The organism is Rhodococcus sp. T9N (genome assembly GCF_024436645.1).
GTDB lineage: Bacteria > Actinomycetota > Actinomycetes > Mycobacteriales > Mycobacteriaceae > Rhodococcus_F > Rhodococcus_F qingshengii.
The window spans coordinates 212,688-238,814 of sequence record NZ_JAMSKS010000002.1 but is presented as its reverse complement, the minus strand read 5'-3'; the positions used below and the strand labels follow the sequence as shown (position 1 = coordinate 238,814).

At 62.9% G+C, this 26,127-nt stretch carries 24 protein-coding genes; 19 read left to right on the top strand and 5 right to left on the bottom strand.

All coding sequences use genetic code 11. The features are described from left to right. The first annotated feature begins 1 nt into the window (after position 1). The 5 genes from M1L53_RS04835 to nagB are packed head-to-tail and all read left to right on the top strand — an operon-like array spanning position 2 to position 4,296. Entirely contained in the window at positions 2-931 is a 930-nt protein-coding gene (locus tag M1L53_RS04835) for an ROK family protein (RefSeq protein WP_007734314.1), read from the top strand. After that, the gene (locus M1L53_RS04830) at positions 928-1,635 is read left to right on the top strand and encodes an N-acetylmannosamine-6-phosphate 2-epimerase (protein ID WP_054188079.1); all 708 of its coding nucleotides are present in this window, start codon (positions 928-930) and stop codon (positions 1,633-1,635) included. Before M1L53_RS04835 ends, M1L53_RS04830 begins: the two co-directional genes overlap by 4 nt. Further along, positions 1,632-2,324: a GDSL-type esterase/lipase family protein gene (locus tag M1L53_RS04825; RefSeq protein ID WP_042449509.1), complete on the top strand. Its 693-nt coding sequence runs from the start codon at positions 1,632-1,634 to the stop codon at positions 2,322-2,324. The genes M1L53_RS04830 and M1L53_RS04825 overlap by 4 nt, the downstream gene beginning before the upstream one ends. Further along, the gene (locus M1L53_RS04820; protein ID WP_054188080.1) at positions 2,324-3,505 is read left to right on the top strand and encodes an N-acetylglucosamine-6-phosphate deacetylase; all 1,182 of its coding nucleotides are present in this window, start codon (positions 2,324-2,326) and stop codon (positions 3,503-3,505) included. The genes M1L53_RS04825 and M1L53_RS04820 overlap by 1 nt, the downstream gene beginning before the upstream one ends. 11 nt (positions 3,506-3,516) lie before the next feature. Beyond that, a complete protein-coding gene (gene nagB, locus M1L53_RS04815) occupies positions 3,517-4,296 on the top strand; it encodes a glucosamine-6-phosphate deaminase (protein WP_054188081.1) in 780 nt (259 codons plus the stop codon). Positions 4,297-4,305: 9 nt separating this feature from the next. On the opposite strand, the gene M1L53_RS04810 is transcribed toward nagB, so the two are convergent. The 3 genes from M1L53_RS04810 to M1L53_RS04800 all read right to left on the bottom strand — a co-directional run bounded on the left by M1L53_RS04810 (position 4,306) and on the right by M1L53_RS04800 (position 8,314). Then, positions 4,306-5,937 carry a long-chain-fatty-acid--CoA ligase gene (locus M1L53_RS04810; protein WP_007734324.1) on the bottom strand — a complete coding sequence of 544 codons (1,632 nt, stop codon included), beginning with the start codon at positions 5,935-5,937 and terminating at the stop codon, positions 4,306-4,308. A 61-nt stretch (positions 5,938-5,998) separates the two neighbouring features. Continuing rightward, entirely contained in the window at positions 5,999-7,120 is a 1,122-nt protein-coding gene (locus M1L53_RS04805) for an acyl-CoA dehydrogenase family protein (RefSeq protein ID WP_054188082.1), read from the bottom strand. A 12-nt stretch (positions 7,121-7,132) separates the two neighbouring features. Beyond that, positions 7,133-8,314 (bottom strand): acyl-CoA dehydrogenase family protein, encoded by a 1,182-nt coding sequence (locus M1L53_RS04800; protein WP_003945878.1) that lies wholly within the window; start codon positions 8,312-8,314, stop codon positions 7,133-7,135. 276 nt (positions 8,315-8,590) lie between these two features. On the opposite strand from M1L53_RS04800, the gene M1L53_RS04795 reads away from it, so the two are divergent. The 12 genes from M1L53_RS04795 (at position 8,591) to M1L53_RS04740 (ending at position 20,549) form a co-directional block, all read left to right on the top strand. Beyond that, positions 8,591-8,782: a ferredoxin gene (locus tag M1L53_RS04795; protein WP_007734330.1), complete on the top strand. Its 192-nt coding sequence runs from the start codon at positions 8,591-8,593 to the stop codon at positions 8,780-8,782. A gap of 109 nt (positions 8,783-8,891) precedes the next feature. Continuing rightward, on the top strand, positions 8,892-9,809 hold the full coding sequence (locus tag M1L53_RS04790) for a 3-oxoacyl-ACP reductase (protein WP_054188083.1): 918 nt from the start codon (positions 8,892-8,894) through the stop codon (positions 9,807-9,809). A gap of 502 nt (positions 9,810-10,311) precedes the next feature. Continuing rightward, complete coding sequence (locus M1L53_RS04785; RefSeq protein ID WP_003945687.1) at positions 10,312-11,076, top strand: ABC transporter permease; 765 nt, start codon at positions 10,312-10,314, stop codon at positions 11,074-11,076. A gap of 64 nt (positions 11,077-11,140) precedes the next feature. Then, complete coding sequence (locus tag M1L53_RS04780) at positions 11,141-11,992, top strand: ABC transporter permease (protein WP_003945759.1); 852 nt, start codon at positions 11,141-11,143, stop codon at positions 11,990-11,992. An 11-nt stretch (positions 11,993-12,003) separates the two neighbouring features. Next, a complete protein-coding gene (locus M1L53_RS04775; protein ID WP_003945815.1) occupies positions 12,004-13,188 on the top strand; it encodes an MCE family protein in 1,185 nt (394 codons plus the stop codon). Beyond that, positions 13,188-14,207 (top strand): MCE family protein, encoded by a 1,020-nt coding sequence (locus tag M1L53_RS04770; protein ID WP_054188084.1) that lies wholly within the window; start codon positions 13,188-13,190, stop codon positions 14,205-14,207. Before M1L53_RS04775 ends, M1L53_RS04770 begins: the two co-directional genes overlap by 1 nt. Beyond that, positions 14,204-15,262 (top strand): MCE family protein, encoded by a 1,059-nt coding sequence (locus tag M1L53_RS04765; protein ID WP_003945728.1) that lies wholly within the window; start codon positions 14,204-14,206, stop codon positions 15,260-15,262. The genes M1L53_RS04770 and M1L53_RS04765 overlap by 4 nt, the downstream gene beginning before the upstream one ends. Beyond that, positions 15,259-16,563 (top strand): MCE family protein, encoded by a 1,305-nt coding sequence (locus M1L53_RS04760; protein ID WP_083471212.1) that lies wholly within the window; start codon positions 15,259-15,261, stop codon positions 16,561-16,563. The genes M1L53_RS04765 and M1L53_RS04760 overlap by 4 nt, the downstream gene beginning before the upstream one ends. Next, positions 16,563-17,810, top strand: a complete 1,248-nt coding sequence (locus M1L53_RS04755; RefSeq protein ID WP_007734342.1) for an MCE family protein — start codon at positions 16,563-16,565, stop codon at positions 17,808-17,810. Before M1L53_RS04760 ends, M1L53_RS04755 begins: the two co-directional genes overlap by 1 nt. Next, positions 17,807-19,201: an MCE family protein gene (locus M1L53_RS04750; protein WP_019747002.1), complete on the top strand. Its 1,395-nt coding sequence runs from the start codon at positions 17,807-17,809 to the stop codon at positions 19,199-19,201. Before M1L53_RS04755 ends, M1L53_RS04750 begins: the two co-directional genes overlap by 4 nt. Beyond that, positions 19,201-20,004, top strand: coding sequence for a hypothetical protein (locus M1L53_RS04745; RefSeq protein WP_083471213.1), 804 nt, complete (start codon positions 19,201-19,203; stop codon positions 20,002-20,004). Before M1L53_RS04750 ends, M1L53_RS04745 begins: the two co-directional genes overlap by 1 nt. Beyond that, positions 20,001-20,549, top strand: a complete 549-nt coding sequence (locus M1L53_RS04740; protein ID WP_007734345.1) for a hypothetical protein — start codon at positions 20,001-20,003, stop codon at positions 20,547-20,549. Before M1L53_RS04745 ends, M1L53_RS04740 begins: the two co-directional genes overlap by 4 nt. Before the next feature lie 88 nt (positions 20,550-20,637). On the opposite strand, the gene M1L53_RS04735 is transcribed toward M1L53_RS04740, so the two are convergent. Together M1L53_RS04735 and M1L53_RS04730 are read right to left on the bottom strand one after the other, a co-directional pair. Next, complete coding sequence (locus M1L53_RS04735; protein WP_085989962.1) at positions 20,638-22,101, bottom strand: trehalose-6-phosphate synthase; 1,464 nt, start codon at positions 22,099-22,101, stop codon at positions 20,638-20,640. 103 nt (positions 22,102-22,204) lie between these two features. Beyond that, on the bottom strand, positions 22,205-22,378 hold the full coding sequence (locus tag M1L53_RS04730; protein WP_164490548.1) for a hypothetical protein: 174 nt from the start codon (positions 22,376-22,378) through the stop codon (positions 22,205-22,207). A gap of 156 nt (positions 22,379-22,534) precedes the next feature. Between M1L53_RS04730 and M1L53_RS04725 the strand changes: the two genes are divergently transcribed. Further along, a complete protein-coding gene (locus M1L53_RS04725; protein ID WP_261949204.1) occupies positions 22,535-24,289 on the top strand; it encodes an ABC transporter ATP-binding protein in 1,755 nt (584 codons plus the stop codon). Positions 24,290-24,300: 11 nt separating this feature from the next. Continuing rightward, complete coding sequence (locus M1L53_RS04720) at positions 24,301-26,088, top strand: ABC transporter ATP-binding protein (RefSeq protein WP_397517558.1); 1,788 nt, start codon at positions 24,301-24,303, stop codon at positions 26,086-26,088. The last annotated feature ends 39 nt before the right edge of the window (positions 26,089-26,127 follow it).

Sequence of the window (26,127 nt, the reverse complement as noted above, 5' to 3'; positions counted from 1 at the left end):
CATGACATCTGGGCAGAAGCGATGGATCGGTATCGACATCGGCGGCACCAAAGTGGCTGCCGCGGTGGTGACGTCCGACGGAGACGTGATCGACACCGTTCGTGCGGCAACACCGACGGCGGGTAGGGAAGCCGTTCTCGGGACCGCTACCGCGTTGATCGACCGTCTGAGGGCGAATCACACGGTAGCCGGAATCGGAGTCGGTGCACCGGGAATCATCGATCGGGTGCGTGGCCGCGTCGTCTTCGCCTCCGACATTCTGTCCGGATGGAGTGGCGCCGAGGTTCGCGGAGAACTCGAGGCACACTCAGGCCTACCGGTGACGGTGGACAACGACGTGCGCGCGATGGCCCACGGCGAGAACATGATCGGCGCCGGACGCGGTCGAACCTCTGCACTGTTCGTCTCGATCGGTACCGGAATCGGTGGCGCGTTGACCGTGGGCGGTCAGCTGTACCACGGTGCCCACGGAACAGCCGGCGAACTCGCGCATCTGTTGGTTCCGGTCTCCGGGGCGATAGGTTGCGGTTGCGGCAGAACCGATCACCTCGAGGCAGTCGCGTCTGGCCCGGCGATGGCAGCCGAGTACGCAGCGCGGGCGGGTGTGCCCACTCAACCGTTACAGGCAGTGGTGGCGCTCATGCACTCGGGCGATCCGATCGCCCGTGCCGTGGTCTCCGACGCCGGTACTCTGCTGGGCCGCGTCCTGGCCGGCATCGCGACTGCATTCGATCCCGAGGTGATCGTCATCGGCGGCGGCGCAGCCCAGATCGGAGCCGACCTCCTGTCTCCGCTGACGTCCGCTTTCCGGGTGGAAGCGATGGGCCCCATTGCCGAAACCGCCATTCTTCCTGCCCGTTTGGGGACCGATGCGCCGCTCGTCGGCGCTGCGCTCCTGGCCGCCGCAACACGAATCGAGGTAACACCGTGACTGTCGAAGAATTGCTCACGATCATCAGCGGGAAGCTGATCGTGTCCTGTCAGGCCGGACACGGCCATGCCCTGCGCGACACCGGGACCATCGAGAGGATGGCCCGCGCTGCGGTCGACGGGGGAGCGGTGGCTATCCGCTGCGGCGGTGTGGGCGGAACCCCGGATGTCGCCGCAGTCGTGTCGGCAGTGAAGGTACCGGTGATCGGTTTGACGAAGATCGGCTCGGAGGGCGTGTTCATCACGCCGACAAGGGAATCAGCCCTCGAAGTCGTGGATTCGGGTGCGCAGATCGTGGCTGCCGACGCCACGCTGCGACCTCGTCCGGATGGGCTGACCTTTGCCGACACCGTCGACGCGGTCCATGATCGCGGCGGCCTCGTCATGGCCGACTGTGGAACACTCGAGGACGGCGTCGCTGCCGCCGCGTCGGGCGCCGACATCATCTCCAGCACACTGGCGGGATACACCGAGAACAGCCGACGGCTGGCCGGCCCGGACCTGGAGCTGATCTCGGAACTGCGGCAGGCACTTCCAGATGCAGTCCTCATTGCCGAGGGGCGATACCACAGCCCGGAGGATGCGGCACGCGCCATCGCCCTGGGTGCAGACTCGGTGGTTGTCGGAACCGCAATCACGGATCCGGCGTTCATCACGTCGACGTTCGCAGCGGCAGTATCGGGCGCCGAAAGGTCGAGGGTGTGACCCCGACGTCGAAGGCTCTGAAATCCAGGACCGCTGAACGGATTCGGCTGGAGACTTTGCTCGTAGACTCCTCGACGCCGATACGGTGGGTCTTCACCGGCGACAGCATCACTCAGGGATTGACGCACACCGACGGTCATCGAAGTTACGTCGAACACTGCGCCGAGCGCATCCGTGGTGAGCTTTCCTTGTTCAACCACGTCCTTGTCAACACCGGGGTGAGCGGCAATCGATCCTCCGATGTGCGTGCGGGTTTCGCACACCGCATCGAGGTGTTCGAACCCTCGGTGGTGTTGATCATGCTCGGTACGAATGACGCATTGGATGGCGAAGAAGGACTGGAGCGGTTTCGAGACGACCTCTTGGACACGATCTTCCGGACACGAGCGATCGGTGCGGTGCCGATCCTGCAGACGCCGCCACCGATCGACGTCGAGAATGCGCCCACCAGAGCGGGATTGGTTCAGTACGTCGAGGTCGTGCGGCAGGTTGCCGCCTCGACGCGCGTGGTGTTCGTCGACCACTACGCGCAGTGGACGGCCCATTCTCCCGAGGGCCCACCGCCGGCTCTCCTGGCTGACGCATTCCATCCGAACGAACAAGGGCACTACGTGCTCGCGGACGCCGTGCTCCGTGAGTTGTCGATCGCGGATACCGAAGTTCCCGTTGTACCGCAGGTGATGTCGTGATGCATCGTGGACAAATTCTTCGTGGACAACTGGTGACCGGTGGGCAACTGCTTCCGGACGGTGTCGTCGAGATTTCCGGTGATCGTGTGGTGTGGGCCGGGCCCGCGTCGCAGCGAACCGACCCGTTACCCGAACGGGCAGCTGCGGGGACAACGATCATCCCGGGGTTGGTGGACGTTCACTGCCACGGCGCCGGCGGATTCGGTTTCCCCGAGGCAGACGAGTTCGGATCCACCGTGGCTGCCGATCACCACCGGACGAACGGCACGACCTCGGTGATCGGCTCGCTCGTCTCCGCGCCGCCGCAGATCCTGCGCAGTCGCATCGAGCTCCTGGCAGGACTGGTGGACGAGGGCACGCTGGCCGGAATTCACCTGGAAGGTCCATTCCTGTCGGTACTCCGTTGTGGCGCCCAGGATCCCGACAGCATTCTCGACGGCGACCCGGCTCTGCTCGAGTCGCTGCTCGAAGCCGGCCGCGGGCACATCCGCTCGATGACGATCGCTCCGGAGACAGCACACTTCGGCGAAATTGCCTCATTGCTGGAGCGTCACCGGGCCGTCGTGAGTATCGGACACACCGATGCGTCCAACCCGATTGCGACACGTTCGATCGCACACTCGGCGCATGCACCGCTCAGTGCCACTCACCTGTTCAACGGTATGGCTCCGATGCATCATCGCGCTCCCGGCGCAGTGGCGGCGTGTCTTGCCGCGGCCGCGAAAGGACAGATGGTGGTCGAGTTGATCGGGGACGGAGTACATCTCGCCGACGAGACGGTGGCGACGGTGTTCGATCTGGTCGGTCCGCATCAGATCGCGTTGGTCTCCGACGCGATGGCTGCCGCCGGAATGCCCGACGGCCGTTACCCACTCGGGCCTCTCGACGTCGACGTGATCGATGGCGTGGCGCGATTGGCCGGCCAGGGGGAAACGGCCATTGCCGGCGGGACGAGTCGGTTGATGGACATAGTCCGCCGGGCTGTTAATCACGCCGGCGTCGATCTGCTTTCGGCTGTCATCGCAGCGACGGCAACGCCTGCTTCGCTGATGGGGCTGGCCGGAATGGTCGGCGATCTCGTGCCGGGTTGCCGCGCCGATCTGATCGTCACCGGTCCAGAACTCGAAACCCGCGCCGTCATGGCCGCTGGGAACTGGCTCATGAACTACACCGAAAGCTGAGGAATCAACCGATGGAAATTGTCATTGTCGACAGTGCGGAGGCGGCCGGCACCGTTGTTGCCGACATCTTCGAACACGCGGTGCATTCAGGTGCACGGACTTTGGGCCTGGCGACAGGATCTTCACCGCTCTCGGTGTACCGCGAACTCGCGCGCCGTCACCGCGAGGAAGGGTTGAGTTTTGCCGGCGTGCAGGCGTTCCTGTTGGACGAATACGTCGGCCTGCCGGAAGGCCACCCTGAGTCGTATGCCCAGGTGATCCGCACCGAGCTGGTGAATCACCTGGACCTGGACGCGGCAAGGGTATTCAGCCCCGACGGAACCGCGCCGGATCCATTTGCCGCCGCGGCAGCCTACGACCGGGCGATTGCGTCGAATGGTCCGGTGGACGTACAACTTCTGGGCATCGGCGGCAACGGTCACATCGGTTTCAACGAACCGACGTCCTCACTGAATTCGAGGACCAGGGTCAAGACGCTGACGGAACAGACTCGAACCGACAACGCCCGATTCTTCGAGAGTCCGGACGACGTACCACGGCACGTGATCACCCAGGGCCTCGGAACTATCTGCGAAGCAAAGCATCTGGTGATGATCGCGACCGGCGAGCACAAGGCCGCTGCGATTGCCGCTGCCGTCGAGGGGCCGCTGGCCGCGGTGTGCCCGGCATCGGTCCTCCAACTGCATCCACACGCGACAGTGGTGATCGACGAGGCAGCGGCATCACAGCTTCGGCTCACCGAGTTCTACAAAACGGTGTCGGCGCACAAACCGCTTGCTCAGCACTACTGAGACATCGGACTAGACGGGCTCTCGCGTTTTCTCGAGTCCGAGTGCCATTTCGGGAGTGAGTAATTGGAAGTCGGATTCCCCACGCCGACGGATCCACACCGGATCGGAGGTGTTCCAGCGTTCGGCGCTCTGCGTTCGAGTGACCACCTTGAACGTCGCCGTTCTCGGGAACTCACTACACACTCGGATCAAGGTCGGCTTCTGCTTCGGCCCGAGTTCCGGCCGGGAATCGATGTATTCGGCTACGGCTGCCGGGTCGAAGTTGTCGACATCGCCGACCGGAATCACCGACGCCATGACGCGGTCGCCGACGTCGCTGTCGGGGACTGCGTACACGGACACCTGCGCGAAGCCCGGGTAACCGACCAGGGAGCGTTCGATGGGTGCGGCACCGATGTTCTCGCCGTCCACTCGCAGCCAACCGGAACTGCGTCCCGCGAAGTAGACGTAACCGTCGACGTCGGTGTACGCCAGATCGCCACTCCAGTACTGGCCGTTGCGCATTCGCTCGGCGTCGGCTTCCGGGTTCTTGTAGTACCCGGCGAATGTGCCTGGGCCGGTGACATTGACCAGTTCACCAGTTGCCTCGTCGGCGTTGGTGATCCGGCCGTCGGCATCGAAGACTGCAGGCGGGCATGGCGCTCCGGTCTCGGGATCGAGGATCTTGACGCCGTCCGGGAGCAGTCCGAGGGCGCCTGGCCGGGGAACCGGTGCCGCGGAGATCGAAATGCCGCCCTCGGTGGAACCGAACCCGTCGATGACGCGAGCGTCGAAGCGCCGGACGAAGGTGGCGACGGCGGGCGCCGAACCCTCGTTGCCGTACATGATCTTCAAGGTGTTGTCCCGCTCGTTCGGCACCTCGGGGGTGGAAGCGATGAAGGACAACGGCTTTCCGACGTAGTTGGAGTACGTGATTCCGTACTTGTGAACGTCGGGTAGAAAACCCGAAGCGGAGAACTTGCGTCGCATGGCAATTCCCGCACGAGCGTGCAGCGCGACCGTCCACGCCGCCATCATCGCGTTGGAATGGAACATGGGCATCGCCATGTAGACGACGTCGTCGGCGCCGAGCCCGAAACGATCGGCAAGCATGACCCCGGGAGAGGCCAACTTGTGGTGCGTGCACCGAACCGCTTTGGGATCACCGCTGGTTCCGGAAGTGAAGATGAGCATCAACAGATCGTCGGGCTGCGCCGTCGATGCGTAGGCCGGCGTATCGGCGAAGGGCGCCAACAATTCCGCCCAGGCCGGAGAATCCACGTTGATCACCCGGACGTCGCCGAGATCGACGTCGTCGAGTAGATGTGCCTGGTTGTTCTCGGTGAAGATGACCTGGCAGTCGGAGAGCGCAATGTCTCGCGCCAATGCCGGGCCGCGCCTGGTCGTGTTCAGCCCGGCGGCGACCGAACCCGAGAACGATGCCGCTCCGAGCAGCAGCGAGAACTCGGGGACGTTCTCCATCAGAAGTCCGAAATGCCTGGGGCGCGTTCGATCGAGCAGCGTGTCCAGCAGCGCTGCTCGATCGAACGAGCCTTGAACGTGCTCGCGCCAGGTGATGACCTGGTCCTCGAAACGGATACCGCGGTCGTCGATCTCGCTGACTCCGAGGAGTAGATCGGAAACAGTGGGGCTCTGACTCATAGCTGCATCATCATCGATTCGTCTCGGACCAGGTCATGGATTTCCACTCGGTGGGACGCACTCAGGCAGGGACTGCGGCGAGTTCCTTGCCCAGTGCGCGAAGCTGATCTGTTGCGTTGCCGAGCAGGAACTCGTGATGCTTGGCCGCGAGGAAGTAGCGGTGAACCGGATGGTCCTCGTCCAGACCGACACCGCCGTGAACGTGAACAGCGGTGTGCCCGACGCGGTGTCCCGCATCTGCAGCCCAGAACTTGGCCGTCTGTACGGCCCCGTCGGACGGAAGTCCTTCGCTCAGACGCCACGCTGCGGCCCAGAGAGTCAGGCGCACGCCCTTGACATCGATGTATCCGTCGGCGAGGCGCTGGGCCACTGCCTGGAAACTACCGATCGGACGGCCGAACTGCACACGCTCGGTGGCGTATTCGGCGGTCAGCTTCAGCGCTTGATCGAGCACCCCGTACTGGTAGGCGCTGGAACCGAGCTGAATTCGTTCGACGATCCATGCCGCGATGTCGGATCCTTGGGCAACCGAGCCGAGAACACGATCGGCCGGGATCTGCACCGAATCGAACTCGACCAGGGCCGCACTCGAGAAATCCGTGGTCGATTGCCTGGTAATGCTCACGCCCGCGTCCGACGGTTCGACGAGGAAGACCGCGACACCGTCCTCGGTGATGGCGGGGACGAGGAACAGATCTGCGAGCGGAGCACTGTCGACGGTGATCTTTGCTCCGTCGATGCGCCAACCGTCGGCGGTCTTCTCGGCACGCGTGATCGGGTGCGCCGGGTCGTCGTTGTATTCCTCGGCGAGGGCCGCGGTGAGTATCTTCTCACCGGCAGCGGCAGCGCTCGCCCATTCGTCTCGCTGTTGGTCCGAGCCGAATTCGGCTATCGCTGCGGCGGACCCGACGATGGACGTCAGGAACGGAACAGCTGCGACGCCGCGGCCGAGTTCGGCCAGGATGCTGCACTGCTCGAGGACACCGAATCCGTCGCCGCCCACCGATTCCGGAAGAGCCGCGCCGAGAACGCCGGCCGAGGCCAGAGCATTCCACAAGAGGGCGTCGAAACGGTCTTCGGCGGCGTCGAGTTCACGAAGGCGGTCGTTGGTGACCAGTTCGGCGACGACGGATCGTGTCAGTCTGGACAGGTCCTGCTGGGCCTCGGTAAGGGTGAATTCCATGATCGTTGGTCCTTATCGCTTCGATGCGGGAAGCCGCAGAGCTGTCATTCCGATGATGTCGCGTTGCACTTCGTTGGTACCGCCGCCGAACGTCAGGATCAGCGAAGAACGATGCATGCGTTCGATGCGTCCACGCAGAAGAGCGCCGGGGGAGTTCTGCCTGATCGTGGCGGAGGATCCGAGGATCTCCATCAGCAAGCGGTAAGCCTCGGTGGCGAATTCGGTACCGAACACCTTGTTGGCCGACGCCGCTTCGGGGCCGGGAGCGTGATCGGTTGCGGAGGCGATTTCCCAGTTCATCAACTTCAGGTACTCGGCCTTGGCATGCACGCGAGCCAGATTGATCTGCACCCATTCCTGGTCGATCATGCGTCGGCCGTCGGGCAGCTTGGTGTTCTGTGCCCACTCGCGGACCTCACGCTGCGCGGTCAGAATCGGTCCGGCCGAGGTGAGGGCAACACGCTCGTGGTTGAGCTGATTGGTGATCAGTGCCCAGCCGCCGTGTTCCTGGCCGACTATCGACGACGCCGGGACCCGTACGTCCTGGTAGTAAGTGGCGCTGGTGTCGGGGCCGGCCATGGTGTGAACCGGGGTGTAGGAGAAGCCTTCTGCGGTGGTCGGGACGATCAGCATGCTGATTCCCTTGTGCTTCTTGGCTTCCGGATCGGTGCGGCACGCCAACCACACGTAGTCGGCGTACTGGATCAGGCTCGTCCACATCTTCTGCCCGTTGATGACGTAATCGTCACCGTCACGGACGGCCGACGTGCGCAGAGACGCCAGGTCGGTGCCGGCCTCGGGCTCGGAGTAACCGATCGCGAAGTGGAGCTCACCGCGGGAGATCTTGGGCAGGAAGAAGGCCTTCTGCTCGTCCGTCCCGAAATGCATGATTGTCGGCGCTACGGAATTGATCGTCAGGAACGGCACGGGCGCACCGGCAATGGCAGCTTCGTCGGTGAAGATCAGCTGGTCCATCGCGGAGCGTTCCTGTCCGCCGTACTCTTTCGGCCAACCCAGCGTGAGCCAGCCGTCCTGGCCCATCTGCGCGACGACTTCGCGGTACACATTGCCTTCGCCGTACTCACCCGTCGTGGCGGCGAGCGCTTCACGCCGCTCGGGAGTCATCAGTTGTGCGAAGTAGGCACGCAACTCCTCCTGGAGCTGTTGCTGCTCAGGGGTGTAGGTGATGTGCATGGTTACCTCTCCATAGAGATACGAATCAAAGCGTCAACCATTCGATTGACACAGGTTCTATCGATGCGTACATCGGCGACAAGGGGCGCCCTCGCCGTCGCCGGCGGATCGTTCGACGTCCGTTCTCGGTCCGTTCTCGGTACTTTTTCGAATCATTGCACACGACTGAAACAGGTTCTAGTGTTATCGCCAGGAACGGTGTGCGGCACAGCCCTGCGGCACTCGTTTCGTATCCGTGTTCGTGTGAGCAGTTGTGAGTAGAGAAGAGGAATCGCCATGGAGGTCAGGGTTGATCTGGACCGTTGCGAGGCAAACGGTGTGTGCGTCGGGATCGCGCCCGATATTTTCGACCTCGACGACAACGAGGAGCTCGTGATCAGTTCTGTGCGCCCACCGGAGGATCGCTGGGAGGATGTCCGTTCCGCGATCGCTCAGTGCCCGCGCGCGGCACTGACCGAACATCCATGACGATGGTTGCCCAAAACAAGAACACGTTCTAAAGTTGCGAACTCGTGGGTCACGGCAATCGAGCCGGGTAACTCGACACACGACCGCAGAGAACCGGGAGAGCGCTTCGATGAATGCTGTGAACAGCCCAGAAACCAGTCTCGAAGGCAAGGTCGCCATCGTGACCGGTGCCGGATCGGGGCTTGGAAAGTTCGAGGCCATCGGTCTGGCGAAGGCCGGTGCTTCGTTGGTCGTCAACGATCTGGCCCCGAACGAGGCCGTCGAAGCGACGCTCGAGGAAATCCGTGGTCTCGGTGCCAAGGTCGAATTCGTGGCAGGCAACGTCGGTGAGCGTTCTACTGCCGACGCACTGATGGAAGCAGCGCAGGGTCAGTTCGGCAGTGTCGACATCGTCGTCAACAATGCAGGGGTCGTACGCGACCGGATGCTGTTCAACATGTCCGACGAAGACTGGGATCTCGTACTCGAAGTGCACCTTCGCGGCCATTTCCTCTTGTGCCGCAACGCCGCTGCCTACTGGCGGGCGAAATCCAAGGAAGCCGGGGCGCCGGTGTACGGGCGCATCGTCAACACTTCTTCGGAGGCGGGTCTCCTCGGACCGGAAGGGCAGCCCAACTACGGCGCTGCAAAAGCCGGAATCACGGCGCTGACGTTGTCGGCCGCACGTGGGCTCTCGCGCTACGGCGTACGGGCCAACGCGATCTGCCCGCGGGCACGGACGTCGATGACCGAAGGCGTGTTCGGCGACGCGCCGGCCGACGGCATGGATCCGCTCTCGCCCGAGCACGTGGCTTCGCTCGTCTCGTACCTGGCATCACCAGCGGCCGACGCCGTCAACGGTCAGGTATTCGTGGTGTACGGACCGATGGTTGCGCTGATGGCGGCGCCCGTCGTCGAGCAGCGGTTCGACGCCGAGGGAGATTCTTGGTCGCCGGAAACGCTGTCCGCGGTGATGGGTGACTACTTCGCTGACCGTGACCCGGCAAAGATGTTCTCGGCATCGGCGGCCCTGCGCGCGTTGGGCTGATCGACGGCGCTGATTCTCGGGTGCGCGACACGTAGAACCGTTGTTCACACTCAGACGGTCTACGTGTCCACTTCCTGGTAGAAATAGCGTGTTCACGAGTCGGTGGGCGCGGCAGTTTGCCTGCGTTCTGTAACGAGACCAACGGTCTCGAAAAAACTGGACTGTGTTCCAATTTTGCATTCCTGCGAACGATGCGATATTCGATCGGCGTGCCCAGTCAAGGCTCTCGCATGGCTGAATTTCGAACCTGGCGCCGAAAGGCGCCGATCATTCAAAAGTATTAATTTCCAGGATATTTCGGCGAAAATCGCATCGAAAAGGGATGCTTCCCATGTCTCCGATCTTCCGGTTTCGGATCGGCGCCGTGAGGCTACTCCTTAGAGTTGGACACTTGTTTTTGACAGGTGAACACGTTCTAGTTAATATGACCTGAGTCACAAGCTGTCGGGGGCTGGACTATGAGAACAGACAGTACTGCGGCAACCAAGGACGAGGAGGGCGAATGGTAGACCTCGTCGAGGTGCCATTACGAGCGGTCGGTGGCTTCTTTCAGATGTCCGCCCAAACCTTGAGGGCAGTCTTCTCCCGCCCTTTCCAGCGGCAAGAGTTCATCGATCAGGCCTGGTTCGTGGCCCGAGTCTCGATGGTGCCGACGGTGCTGGTCGCAATCCCGTTCACTGTGCTGGTCAGCTTCACCATCAACATTCTCTTGCGCGAGATCGGTGCAGCCGACCTCAGTGGTGCCGGAGCTGCCCTCGGCACCGTCACGCAGGTCGGCCCCATCGTCACCGTGCTGATCGTCGCCGGCGCCGGCGCAACCGCCATCTGCGCGGATCTTTCGGCCCGAACCATCCGCGAAGAGATCGACGCCATGAAGGTGCTCGGGATCAATCCCATCCACCGGTTGGTCGTTCCCCGAGTGCTCGCGTCGACAGGTGTGGCGCTGCTCCTCAACGGACTGGTCTGCACCATCGGCATCCTCGGCGGTTTCGTCTTCTCCGTGTTCATCCAGGACGTGAACCCCGGCGCGTTCGTCAACGGCATCACACTGCTCACCGGATTCGGTGAGCTCATGCTCTCCATGGTCAAAGCAGGGCTGTTCGGCATGATCGCCGGCCTGGTTGCGGCCTACCTCGGACTCAACGTCAAAGGCGGCGCCAAGAGCGTCGGTGACGCGGTCAACCAGACCGTCGTGTTCGCGTTCATGGCGCTCTTCGTCGTCAACGTGCTCATCACGACCATCGGTATCAAGTTGACGGCCGGATGAGGCCCACGGCAGTCGGAGAGATCGAAGTGGACAGAACGACAAACGACAGACGGGAGGAGATCTGATGGCGTTGGCCGCAGCGGGACGCTTCCCGCGCACACGTCGACAGATCGGTTCGATCTCTCGCAGTATCGACAGCATCGGTGATCAAGCGCTGTTCTTCGCGAAGGCTCTCGGTCACGCTCCCAAGGCGCTGATGCGCTATCCACGTGAAACTCTGCGACTGATCGCCGAGATCAGCATGGGCACCGGTGCGCTCGCCGTCATCGGTGGCACCGTCGTGATCGTCGGATTCCTGACACTGTTCACCGGTGGCACCATCGCCGTTCAGGGCTACAGCTCGCTGGGCAACATCGGCGTCGAAGCACTGACGGGCTTCTTCGCCGCCTTCATCAACGTTCGCATCGCAGCGCCGGTCATCGCCGGAATCGGCCTCGCCGCGACCATCGGCGCCGGCTCCACCGCGCAGCTCGGTGCGATGCGCGTCTCCGAAGAGATCGACGCGCTGGAGACGATGGCGATCCCGTCGATTCCGTATCTGGTCAGCACCCGCGTCATGGCCGGCATGATCGCGATCATCCCGCTGTACTCACTGGCGGTGATCGCGTCGTTCGTCGCCAGCCGCTTTGCGACGGTGTTCCTCTACAACCAGTCCGGCGGCGTGTACGACCACTACTTCACGACCTTCCTGATACCCACGGACATACTGTGGTCGTTCGCCCAGGCGATAGTCATGGCGCTGGCCGTCATGCTCATCCACACCTACTACGGCTTCAACGCAACCGGTGGCCCGGTCGGCGTCGGTGTCGCGGTGGGTAACGCAGTGCGCGCCTCGTTGATCGCGGTCGTCACGGTCACCCTGCTCATCTCACTCGCCATCTACGGCGGGTCCGGCAACTTCAACCTGTCGGGATAGGCGGGCAAGCGATGACCGTACCCAGATGGCACAAGAAGTTGGCCGCAGCCGGCCTGGTCCTCGGACTCGTGGCGATCGTCGCCGTTGCTCTCACCATGTTCTCGGGTGGGTTCACCAAGAGCACGCCCATCACCGTGACGTCCACGCGTGCCGGCCTCGTCATGGAACCCAATGCCAAGGTGAAGTTGCGCGGAGTGCAGGTCGGCCGCGTCGAGTCGATCTCCCTCGTCGGGGACCAGGCAAACCTGAAGTTGGCGATGGACCCGGGCCAGATGTCGAAGATTCCGTCGAATGCCCGGGTGGAGATCAAGACCACCACGGTGTTCGGTGCGAAGTACGTCAACATCGTGATCCCCGACGATCCGTCGACCCAGCCGATCCAGGAGGGTGCTGTCATCGCTTCGGACAGCGTCACCGTCGAGTTCAACAGTGTCTTCGAACATCTTTCGGACGTACTCGCGAAGATCGAACCGGAAAAGCTCAACGCCACACTCGGCGCGATCTCCACCGCACTCAACGGGCGCGGCGAGTCGCTGGGTGAGGTTCTCGAGCTCGGTGACACCTATCTGAAGAAGATGAATCCGGTTCTACCGCAGCTCCAGGAAGACTTGGTCGGCGCCGCCGATGTCACCAATCTGTACGCCGACGTGGCACCGGATCTGATGCGCATCCTCGACAATGCCACCGCGACAAGCGGATCGATCGTGGCCGAGCAGGCAAACCTCGACTTGCTGTTACTCAACGTCACCGGCCTCGCGGACACCGGCAACGCGTTGTTGACCGACAACGAGCAGAACCTGACCACCGCCCTCGACACTCTGACCGCGACGACGACCCTGCTCGACAAGTACTCGTCGGGTCTGACGTGCTTCATCGTCGGATTGAACGACGGTCGGATCAAGTTCGAGCCACTGGCAGGCACCGGGGACAAAGCGGCGCTGATGCTGAGTGCGAGCTTCATGTACGGCGCCGAGGCGTACCAGAATCCGCAATCTCTCCCCAAGGTCGCGGCCTCCGGCGGACCCAATTGTTATGGTCTGCCCGAATTCGATCCGAAGGTCGACGGGCATGCACCGTTCGCAGTCACCAACACCGGCAACGTGCCCTTCGTTCCCAACACCGAACTGCGCGTTACCGTGCCGACCATTTTCCAGTATCTCTTCGGTGACTCCTACGAGCAGGAAGACGGGAAGTGATGAGACCGACCACGGTCAAGCTGCTGATTTTCACCGTCGTCATGGCGGTCATCTTCGCCGGACTGGCGATCGTCTTCAGTCAGGTGCGCTTCAGCAGCAGCAACGGATTTCACGCCACCTTCTCGGACGTCTCGGGACTCAAGTCCGGCGACAAGGTCCGCATCGCCGGTGTTCCGGTCGGGTCGGTCACCGGAGTGTCCATCGGTGACTCCAACCAGGCCGAGGTCGAGTTCGACGTCGATACCAAGTACTCACTGATGAAGAGCACCAAAGCGACTGTGCGCTACGAGAACCTGGTGGGCGACCGCTACATGGAACTGCTCGAGGGCGCTGGTTCCACCGAGACGCTTTCGTCAGGTGGATCGATTCCAGTCGACCAGACGTCGCCCGCGCTCGATCTGGATCTGCTGCTCGGCGGATTCAAGCCGCTGCTTCGTTCGCTCGACCCGCAGCAGGTCAACGACCTCTCCGGGGCACTGCTGCAGGTACTCCAGGGCCAGGGCGGAACGCTGGTTTCGTTGCTGGGAAACACCAGTTCGTTCACCAGCACGTTGGCGGACCGAGACCAGCTGATCGGGGACGTCATCACCAATCTCAACGACGTACTCGGCACCATCAACGACAAGGGCGATCAGTTCTCTACCACGATCGATCAGCTCCAGCAGTTGGTCAGTGGATTGGCGAAGGACAGTGGCCCGATCGGCAACTCGATCACCGAGATCGCCGGTGCCACGGGAGATCTCGCGTCGTTGCTGCAGGCGACACGTCCGGACATCCAGACGCTGATCGGGGAGACCAACCGAACGATGACGCAGCTGGACCTGGGCAAGGACGACATCAACACCGCTCTCGATCGTCTGCCGTCCGACTACCGGAAGCTGATCCGAGTGGGCACGTACGGAGCGTTCTTCCAGTTCTATCTGTGCGCCAACACTTTCAAGTTCTCCGGACCTGACGGGACGACGATCATCTTGCCCACGGCAGTTCAGGACACGGGAAGGTGCGCAAAAGTCTCATGACCCCTACCCGTGAACGTAATCCGGTACAGATCGGTGTCATCGGTCTCGTCCTGGCGGTGGCAACCGTCGGTGCCGCGCTTCAATACGATCAACTCCAGTTCATCAACGGTGGCATTCGCTACTCGGCGTACTTCCAAGATGCCGGCGGCCTGGTCACCGGCGACGACGTGACCATGGCCGGCGTGAAGGTCGGCAAGGTCAGCGACGTCGAACTCGACGACCAGAAGGTGTTGGTCACCTTCACCGTTCAGGACGGCGTCGCCCTGGGCGAGCAGACAGCGGCCGATATCAAGACCAACACGGTTCTCGGCCGAAAGTCTTTAGCGGTGCGGCCGGAAGGATCCGGACTGCTGCGGACGGACACGCCGATTCCGGTCGAACGCACCAACTCCCCGTACTCGCTCAACGACGCTCTGGGTGACCTCGGGACAACGGTGTCCGAACTCGACACGGAACAGATCAACGATTCGCTCAACGCGATCTCGGACACCCTGGCCGATACTCCGCCAGAACTTCGCACCGCATTGGACGGAATGACGCGGCTTTCGCAGAGTATCAACTCACGCGACGAGAGCCTGCTCCAATTGCTCTCGCGGGCCGAAGATGTCACCAAGATCCTTTCCGACAGAAGCGGTCAGATCGATTCGTTGCTGGTCGACGGCAACAAGTTGTTTGCCGAACTGAGCTTGCGGCGTGACGCGATCAGCGAACTGATCGTCAACACCGGCGCAGTCTCACGTCAACTGTCAGCGCTGGTGCAGGAGAACGAGGCTCAGATGGGGCCGACCCTCGAGAAGCTGAATTCGGTCGCCGAGGTTCTCCAGCAGAACAAGGACAACATCGCGGGAGCGCTCGACGGACTCGGACCGTACATCACCGCGCTCGGTGAGACCGTGGCCAGCGGCCCGTTCTTCGACGCCTTCATCATCAACATTCTGCCGAGCAACTGGTGGAAGACCCTGGTGGACACCAGCGTCGCGCCCGAGCAGGTTCCGGGCGACCTGGAAGACTTCTTCCCCGGTATTCCACCGACGATCAGGGGGCCGGGAGAATGACCGAGACCATGACTTCACAGGATTCACAGGGCTCCACCAACCCACGCAAGAAGTGGGTGCTGATCGGAGCGGGTGTGCTGGTCGCGCTGCTCGTGGCGGGTGCGGCCTACCTCTTCATCCCTGGCCTGGGCAAGACCAAGATCTCTGCGCACTTCGTCTCGACCACCGGTCTCTACGAGGGCGATGTCGTGCGAGTGCTCGGTGTCAACGTCGGCAAGGTGACGAAGATCGAACCGCGTGATCGGGACACGTACGTCGAGATGAAGATCGACTCGAGCGTCGACGTTCCGGCAGATGCCAAGGCGCTCATCGTTGCTCAAAGCCTCGTGTCCGCACGCTTCGTGCAATTGACCCCCGTGTACTCCGGCGGGGAACAGATGCCCAACGGCGGCGAGATCCCGATCGAGCGCACCGCCGTTCCGGTGGAGTGGGACGAGATCAAGACCGAACTGACCAAACTGTCGGACGCACTCGGACCGGAGGGTCTGGACGATCAGGGTTCCCTCGGTCGATTCATCGACACCGTGGGAACGAACCTCGACGGTAACGGTGAGTCGATTCGGTCGACGCTGCGCGAACTCTCGGCCACGATGCACACGCTGTCCGAAGGCCGGACCGATTTGTTCTCCACCATTCGGAACCTGCAGGCATTTGTCACTGCGTTGTCCTCGAGTAACGAGCAGATCGTGCAGTTCAGCGGTCACCTCGCTTCGGTGACAAGCGTTCTCGCAAGCAGCTCCGACGAGTTGGGTACCGCCCTCAGTGATCTCGACCTGGCCGTCGGCGACGTCCAGCGGTTCGTCAAGGACAACAGCGAGGGACTGAGCGAATCGGTTGCGCGTCTCGCCGATGCCACTCAGGTACTGACTGACAAGCGCCCGGAGATCGAGCAGGTTCTGCACTCCGGACCGACGTCGCTTGCCAACTTCTATCAGATCTACAAGCCGGCTCAGGGCAGTATGACCGGCGCAATTGCACTGAGTAACTTCAAGAATCCGATCCAGTGGATCTGTGGTTCCATCGAAGGTATCGAGAGTGGTAACTCCCAGAACAGTGCCGACCTGTGTAAGCAGTACCTCGGGCCGGTGCTCAGCACGATGATCGGCAACTACCCCGGATTCCTGTTCAACCCGGTCGCGGGCGTGCAGGCTTTCCCGGATCAGATCGTCTACACCGAACCGGGATTGGAAGCGGCAAGTCAGAATCAGCCGGAAACCGTCGCAGGACCGATGTCGGGTGCTCCCATGACGAGTGTTCCCAAGGATCTCGCCGAACTCTTCAACATGGGCGGAGGGAACTGATGCGGGTAGCTCGCAAGACCACGGTTGCCGTGTTGGCCACGGCAGTGGCACTCGGCGCCAGCGGTTGTGAATGGAACGGTCTCAACTCGGTGCCGATGCCAGGCACTCAAGGCCGGGGCGAAGGCGCATACGAGGTTCAGATCGAGATGCCGAACGTGACTACACTGTCGCAGAATTCGCCCGTCCGGGTGGATGACGTGGCAGTGGGAAGCGTTTCGAACATCGAGGTTCAAGGCTGGCACGCTCTGGTGACGGTGTCGCTGAATCCCGAGGTTCAGTTGCCGGCCAACGCGACGGCAAAAATCGGTCAGACCAGCTTGCTCGGCTCTCAGCACATCGAGTTGGCGCCGCCGGTAGGGGAGGAGCCCGAGGGCCGACTCGAAGCCGGTGACCTGATTCCGATCGAGCGGGCGGGCGCTTACCCGACGACGGAACAGACGCTGTCGTCGCTGTCGGTTGTTCTCAACGGCGGCGGTCTCGCTCAGGTTCAGGACATCACGAAGGAACTCAACGCCGCTCTCGGTGGGCGTGAAGATTCCGTTCGAGACCTCCTGCCTCAGCTCGATCAGCTGGTCGGAAGTCTGGACAAGCAACGAGGCGACATCGTTTCGGCGATGGAAGGACTCGATCGACTGTCCTCGACCGTCCAGGCCCAGCACGACACCTTGAACAAAGCGCTCGAAGGTATTCCGCCGGCACTCGAGATTCTTGTCGCTCAGCGTCAGGACATAACCAACGCGTTGACCTCACTCGGTGGTCTCAGCGAGGTGGCGAGCCGTGTCATCCAGGAGAGCGGCGACGATTTCGCGACCAACGTTCGGGCTCTTTCGCCGACTCTGAAGGCCTTGGCGGATTCGGGTAACGCTCTCACTCAGGTTCTCGGAGTCCTCTTGACGTTCCCGTTCCCACAGAACGGAATCGACAACGTCATTCGCGGTGACTACGCCAACCTGGCCATGACCATCGACATCTCGCTGCCCCGGCTGGACGCGAACTTCCTCACCGGAACTCCGTTGGCCGGAACGCTCTCCGGACCGGAAGGCGTGTTGGGTAAGCAGGCTGGGCTGGCCGGACAGACAGGCAACCCGTTGAGCGATCCGCTCAAGCCTGCCGCACCGCCGGCCCAAGCTCCCGCCGGACAGGCTCCCGCTGCGCAGGCCCCGGCAGCGGATCCGAATACCATTCAGATTCCGGGACTTCCGCCGATCAACATTCCAGGACTTCCTCAGGGGGCACCGGCACCATGATGCTCACAAAGTTCGTCCGTATCCAGCTCACCATCTTCGCCGTCTTGACGGTCGTCGGTTTGATCGTGATGGCCACTCAGTACGTGCGTGTTCCCGCTATGGTCGGTATCGGCCGATACGACGTCACCGTCGAATTGCCCGCCACCGGTGGGCTGTACAAGAACTCGAACGTCACCTACCGCGGTCAGACCATCGGCGTCGTGAACGCGGTGGAGTTGTCGGAAACGGGCGTGAATGCGCGTCTGTCTCTCGAGAGCGGCGTCAAGGTGCCCTCGGACGTCGACGCTGCGGTCAAGAGTGTGTCGGCGATCGGCGAGCAGTTCGTCGATCTGATTCCGCACACCGACAGCTCCGGAGCGATCGTGGTCGACGGGCATCTGGAAAACGGATCGGTGATTCCCGAAGACCGAACCAGCATTCCCCAGGATGTCGGCGCGATGCTCGATCAGGCAGATCTGTTGCTGCAGAGCATTTCCGACACCAAGCTCAAGACCGTCATCGACGAATCCTTCAAGGCGTTCAACGGTGCCGGCCCGGATCTGCAGAAGCTGATCGACTCGGCTCGGCTGTTCGTCGAAGAGGCGAACAACAACTCCGACGCGACCAAGACCCTGATCGAGCAGGCCGGTCCACTCCTGGACACCCAGGTGGTCAGCAGCGACGCCATCCGTTCCTGGACAAGCAATCTGGTGACGTTCACCGACCAGCTCCGCGCCAGCGACCCTGATCTGCGTGCCGTCATCCAGAAGGGTCCGGCCGCAGCGGCGGAGGCGAATGCTCTTCTGCAAGACATGCAGCCGACATTGCCGATTCTTCTGGCGAACCTCGTGTCCGTCGGACAGGTCGGCGTGATCTACAACAACGCGATCGAGCAGATTCTGGTCATCTACCCGCCGCTGGCCGCGGCGCTGGTCACGGTGGCAGGCTCCGGCCCGGCTGCGGATGGTGCACTGGTGGACTTCCACATGGAGGTCAACGACCCGCCGCCGTGCACTACAGGATTCCTGCCCGCAGAGCAGTGGCGCAGTCCGAAGGACGAATCACCGATCGAGACGCCGTCGGATCTCTTCTGTCAGGTTGCCCAGGATTCGCCGATCGCCGTGCGCGGCGCGAGAAACCTTCCCTGCGAGGAGTATCCGGGACGTCGTGCGCCGACGGTCGAACAGTGCCGTTCCGGCTACGTACCGATGGGCACGAACCCGCAATCCGGGCCTCCGGAACCGATTACCGCGACCCCGAGCTCGTACACGTCGACGCCTTCGGTCTCGGCTCGTCGGTACGATCCGATTACAGGCACGTACATCGGGCCGGACGGAAGGACGTACTCGCAACCGAACCTCGGTGGCGGCGACGTCAGTCTCGAACAGTTCATGAAGGGTCAGCAGGGTTGATGACAGACGAAGATCCACAGGCCGGGCAGCGGGTGCGCCGTCGCGCGTCTCGCAGCGCCGGACCCACGGGTGCGGATGCAGACGCTGCCGCGGTAGTAGTGCCCACCGAAAAGAAGTCGGCCGAGCAGAAGCCAGCCGAGCAGAAGCCGGCCGAGCAGAAGTCAGCTGAGCAGAAGGCGGCGGCGCCAGTTGCTTTGGGCAAGCCCGATACTCCACCTGAGAAGGTCGTCAGCGGTGATCAGGTCGCGACCAAGGCTGAGCCGACCGGTACCGCCGAAACCCCCGCAGAAACATCTGTGGACACCCCTGTTCGTTCGAAGCCCAAGGCCGGGTTGGTAGTCGGGATCGCCATTGCTTCGGTGATCGCTGTTGCTCTTGCGGCCCTGACGGTGTTTCTTCTCGTCGACCGGAACAAGGCGTCCAATGCCGACGAGGACCGAGCCCGCTACGTGGCCGGTGCCCGGACCACCGCACTGAATCTGACGACACTGCACGCGGATACAGCGGCTGCCGACCTCGACAAGTTTCTCGCCGGCACCACCGACGAGTTCAAGTCGCAGTTCGACGGACGCAAGGATTCGTTCGTCAACGTCCTCGGGCAGGCCGGAGTTCAAACCGACGGCGAGGTGCTCGAAGCCGGGTTCGAGAAGTCGGACGGTGATTGCGGGACTTCTCTTGTCGCGGTGCGCGCGATGCAGAAGAACGGCGACGAAGCGCCCGCCGAACGCAACTACCGACTCCGAATCACCATGTGCGACGTCGACGGGCAGTTGCTTGCCTCGAATGTGGAGTTTGTGCCATGACCCCAGAAGTGAACCCCGAGACGTCCAAGCAAGTTTCGCCGAAGCCGAAGCGCGCCTCACCGCTCGCCATCATCCTGTGCGTCATCAGTGCAGTGGCCATCGCGTTGGCGGCAGTGTCGGCGTATCTCTACTTCGGTCCGGACGGAACGCGTGACACCGCAGCGATCGATCAGACCAGAGACGAAGTGGCACAGGCCTCTTCCGATCAGGCGGTAGCGATGTTCCAGTACGACTACAACAACGTCGACCAGCAGTTGCATGCAGCCACAGACGGTTTGACGGGCGATTTTCAAGGCACGTTCACCAATCTGATCGAATCGGTGATCATTCCGGGAGCCAAGGAAAAGTCGCTGACCGTTCAGGTCGTCGTCCAGGGCGCCGCGGTTCTCGACGCGGAGGCGGACAGTGCGACGACGATGCTGTTCCTCAATCAGATCACCACGTCTTCGGAATCGCCCGAAGCCGTTGCCAGTGGCAGTCGCGTGAAGATGAGTCTGGAGAAGCAGGACGGACGTTGGCTCGTGAACAACGTCCAACCCTTCTGATCAAACACACGAAGGCTGGAGCCGGGTACGAAAGAGGCTGGGGCCGCGGAGATTCACTCTCCGCGGCCCCAGCCTTTGTGCACTGTCCTCAGTGGTCTTGTGCTTCGGCCGGGGCGATCAGCGCCGGGCCTGCGGCACCGCCGTGTGCGAGCGCGTCGAGGAACGAGCGCGCCCAGCGGTCGACGTCGTGCGTCAGGACCTGACGACGTAGCGCACGCATGTGGCGCCGGCCGTCCTCGCGCGGTTGATTGAGGGCCTTCTCCATCGAATCCTTGACGTCGTCGAGGTCGTGAGGATTGCACAGGAATGCCTGGCGGAGTTCTGCTGCGGCACCGGTGAATTCGCTGAGCAGCAATGCACCACCCAGATCACTGCGGCAGGCGACGTATTCCTTCGCGACGAGGTTCATGCCGTCACGCAGCGGCGTGACGAGCATGAGATCGGCGGCGACGAAGAACGCGACCAGTTCGTCGCGTGGGATCGGCCGATGGATGTAATGGACGACGGGGCGGCCGACTTCGCTGAACTCGCCGTTGATCCGGGAGACCTTCTGCTCGATGTCTCCGCGCATCTGTACGTAGCTTTCGACGCGTTCGCGGCTCGGGGTCGCCAGCTGCACCATGACGGTGTCGGCGGGATCGATGCGCTTCTCCATGAGAAGTTCGTGGAGCGCAGCGAGCCTGACGTCGATGCCTTTGGTGTAGTCGAGGCGGTCGACGCCCAGCATGATGTGCTTGGGGTTTCCGAGTTCTTTGCGAATCTGCTTGGCGCGGTCTCGAATTGCCTTGGTGCGCGAGAGCTCGTCGAGCTTGCCGGAGTCGATGGAGATAGGGAAGGCGCCGACGCGGACGCTACGGAAACCTACTTGCACCACACCGAGTTTGGAGCGGACGCCGACGGTTCCGCGTGAAGTCTGTTGCCCGGCAAGGCGTCTGGCCAGGTACAGGAAGTTCTGTGCGCCACCCGGAAGGTGGAAGCCGATGAGGTCGGCGCCGAGGAGGCCTTCGACGATCTCGGTGCGCCACGGCATCTGCATGAACAGCTCGACCGGGGGAAACGGAATGTGCAGGAAGAAGCCGATGGTCAGGTCGGGGCGCAGCATCCGCAGCATCTTCGGTACCAACTGCAGCTGGTAGTCCTGGATCCAGACTGTCGCGCCCTGTGCCGCTGCCTTGGAGGTGGCTTCGGCGAATCGCCGGTTCACCTCGACGTAGGCGTTCCACCATTCGCGGTGGTACTCGGGTTTGACGATGACGTCGTGATAGAGCGGCCAGAGGGTGGCGTTGGAGAATCCCTCGTAGTACTCGTTGATCTCCTCGGCGCTCAGCGGCACGGGGTAGAGCTCGAGTCCGTCTTCGACGATGGGGTCGAGCTCGGCGTCCGCCACCCCCGCCCAGCCCACCCACGCGCCCTGATTGCTGCGCAGGATCGGCTCGAGAGCGGTGACCAGTCCGCCGGGGCTTCGCTTCCAGCGGGTGGTGCCGTCGGGAAGCCGTTCCAAGTCGACGGGCAGGCGGTTCGCTACGACAACGAACTCAGCCTGCCCGGACACGGCTTCACCGGTCGAAGAAGCAGGTGCGCTGTCAGAAAGGGTTGAACTGGTCGAATCCGGACTGACAGGCACGTGGTTCCTTCTCGGTCGGTGAGGGAAAGATTCAGTCGAGCTTGGCGGCGGGGGAGATACCGAGCATCGAGAGCAGCATCCTGCACTCGTCGGCATCTTCCGCGTAGGCAGCGACGACGCGCTGTGCCTGACGAGCAGTTTCGTCCGCTACGGGCTCGAGGTCCTCGTCCGCGATCTCGGTTTCGACGGTCGTGTTCTCAGCCATCATGTTCCTCTCGTGCTTGCCTGCACGGCGCAAGCAATGGTTCTTACTCGCGACTCTATGAGAACTGGGCGTGTCGACGCTAGTTGCTCATGTATTAGGGTCGACTTACTTATCTCTGTACTCAACTTTATCGCTTCCATCGATGCTTGGAGTTCCATGAGTTCGACCCCCTCGAGTGTGACCGTCGACTCGGACGAGCCGGATAGTGGCAATCACAGCGGTGCTGCGATTTTGCGACGTGTCCTCGTCCGTAACCGTGGCCCGCTCGCCATCGGCACGGTTCTGGTCTGTCTGCACCAACTGACCGAGACGGCGGTGCCGATCTCCATCGGTGTGATCATCGACCGTGCGGTGGAGACTTCGGACACCACGGCCCTGATCGTCTCCATCGTCGGTCTCGCGGCTCTCTTTCTCGTTCTGACGGCCGCCTGGCGCTTCGGCGCACGCTTCATCGTCACCGCGATGCAGCAGGAGGCTCATCGCCTCCGGCTCGAGGTGGCGCACCGCGTCCTCGATCCGCGTGGGGTGCGCACCGATCTGCGTTCGGGTGAATTGCTGACAGTCTCGACATCCGATGCCGAGCAGACTTCGTGGATCGCGGACATCGTCCCGCGCGCCGCTGCGGCCCTGACAGCTGCGGTGGCGTCGGCGGTGGCGTTGGTGTGGATCGACCTCTGGCTGGGGCTGGCCGTTCTGATCGGAACGCCGGTCATTCTCGGTCTGCTGCAATTGGCGGCGCCTCTCATCACGTCGAGGGCCACCGGTCAGCAGGCGTCGATCGCTCGGGCGTCGGCGATGGCTACGGATCTGGTCAGCGGATTGCGTCCGCTGCGCGGTATCGGCGGTGAGAAGACCGCGTCGGCGCGCTACCGCACGGTCAGCCGTCAAGCGCTCGCATCGACGATCGGCACGGCCAAGGCGACCGGTATCTACACCGGCGTTGCCGCGACCATCAGTGCGTTGCTCGCGGTCGGTGTTGCGGGCTTCGCAGGATACTTCGCGTTGCAGGGCCGGAGCACGGTCGGTGAACTGATCACCGTGGTGGGGCTTGCGCAGTTCATCATCGAACCGCTCGGATTGCTTGCGTCCATTCCCGGATACTTCGCGGTGGCGCGGGCGTCGTCGGATCGACTGGCACTGGTCTTGGACGCGGAGCCACTGCGTGGCGCGGGTTCGCAGACCGAACTCGAAGGCACCGACCTGACTCTCGACAGAGTCGAGTACAAGTCACTCAAGGGCATCGACCTGCATCTGCCTGCCGGAGAACTGCTGGGCGTCGTGGCTTACCAGCCGCAGGACGCCGACGCTCTTGTCGCGGTCCTGTCCGGTCAGCTGGCGCAGGACGCGTATCGCGGAGTGGTGAGGGTTGGCGGAATCAGCCTGTCCGACATGGACTTGCGATTGGCACGTCGGACGGTGCTGGTGGAGCCGCACATCACCGATCTGTTCTCCGGGTCGCTTGCGTCGAACGTCACCGCGGGCGCCGGTGATGGCGCTGCTCTCGACATCCAGAGTGCTCTCGTGGCGTCGGCAGCGGCGGATGTCGTCGACGCACATCCGGACGGTCTCGACCTCGAAGTGACCGATCGGGGCGCCAGTTTGTCGGGAGGCCAGCGGCAACGCGTCGCCCTCGCGCGCGCCCTGGTGGCACAGGCACCCGTGATGGTCCTGCACGATCCGACGACGGCGGTGGACGCGGTGACCGAGGCGTCGATCGCCGAAGGAATCGCACAACTGCGGCACGAGGGTGCCGGTGGCATCCACACGACGGTATTGATCACCAGCAGCCCAGCCTTGCTGGCCGTGACGGATCGAGTGATCGTGTTGAACGACGGAGTGATCGCCTCGATCGGCACACATTCCGAACTCTCTCGCGGCGACGCGAACTACCGAGGAGCGGTGCTGCGGTGACGGCCACGGACATGACAACCAAAATGCCGGCCGGGGAGAACGCCGAGAAGGTGACAGAGCGCGAGTTGTTGCCGATCGCGAGTGGTCGCCAGACCTGGAAGTGGTTGCGGGCGGCGCTGACCGAACACCGGATGCAGAGCCTGCTGGTCCTGATCGTCGCGGCTTCGGCGTCGGCGATGGCCTTGGTGCCGATTTACGTCTTCGGCGTCCTGGTCGACCGGGTCCGGGACAACGCGCCCACGTCGACGATCGTCGGGGTGGTCGTGATCATCGCCGCTGCCGCAATCGTGGGCGGTGTGTTCACCGGTGTGGCTGCCTATCTGATCAAGCGGCTCGGTGAGACGATCCTGGCGGATCTGCGAGAGCGGACCGTGGACCGGGCACTGCGACTGCCGATCCAGACCGTCGAGAAGGTCGGCAAGGGCGATCTGCTCTCGCGTGTCGGCGACGACGTGTCGGTGATCGCCAAGGCCGTGGCCGACGTGGTTCCCGGCATGATCGCGGCGGTTCTGCTCGTGGCTCTGAGCATGGTGACCATGCTCGGACTCGACTGGCGACTCGGTCTGGCCGGAATGGTCGCGCTGCCGATGTACGCGCTGGCGCTCAAGTGGTACCTGCCACGCTCGGCTCCTGTTTACGCAGCCGAGCGGGTAGCGATGGGCGCTCGTTCACAAGCGCTGATCAGCAGTCTCCAGGGTGCGAAGACGGTCCGCGCGTACAGCCTCGAGAAGGAACACCTCGGGCAGATCGATGCGGCGTCGGCAAAAGCGCGCGATCTGGCAGTCGGAGTGTTCGGCCTGTTCACGAGGTTCGCCGGTCGAGGTAACCGCGCCGAATTCGTGGGCCTGTCCATGATTCTCGTCGTCGGATTCCTGCTGGTCCGTGAGGACGTCGTGACAGTCGGCCAGACGACGACTGCTGCCCTGCTGTTCCACCGCCTGTTCAACCCGATCGGCTCACTGCTCTACACCTTCGACGAAGTGCAGTCGGCCGGCGCCAGCCTCGCGCGACTGGTCGGCGTCGTCGAGATCGAGGAAACGGAGCCTTCGACGGATGCAGGTTCCGTTCCGGCCGACGGTTCGCTGCGTCTGGATGACATTCGGCACAGCTACGACGGTGGTCATGAGGTTCTCCACGGAGTGAGCCTCACACTGCGAGCGGGGGAGCGCGTGGCGCTCGTCGGTTCGACCGGAGCCGGAAAGACGACGCTCGCGGCGATCGCTGCCGGTTCGATCACTCCGACGTCGGGCCGGGTGTCGATCGGCGGTGTCCCGCTTGCCGACCTCGACGACCTACGACGCCACATCGCGATCGTGAGTCAGGAGGTCCATGTCTTTGCCGGACCCCTGATCGAGGATCTGAGATTGGCGGCTCCCGAATCCTCGGACGAGGACGTTGCCGCGGCACTGCGGACGGTCGGCGCGTACGAGTGGGTGGAGGCTCTCGACGAGGGAATGCTGACCGTAGTCGGCGAAGGCGGGCACGAGATGACGGCGGCGCAGGCGCAGCAGTTGGCTTTGGCGAGACTGGTGTTGGCCGATCCCGCCGTCGCCGTACTGGACGAGGCAACAGCGGAGGCGGGCAGCGCCGGAGCGCGGGAACTGGAAGCGACTGCCGACGCCGCTACGGAGGGCCGCACCACTCTGGTTGTCGCACACCGGCTTACCCAGGCCGCGGGCGCCGACCGAGCGATCGTGCTCGAACACGGACAGATCGTAGAAGAAGGCCCGCACCGCGAACTGGTGTCCGCGGGCGGGCGTTACGCACAACTGTGGGCGGCCTGGGAAGGTCGCGACTGAGGGGTTTGTACTGGGTTTTGTACTGAGGGGGTCTGATCC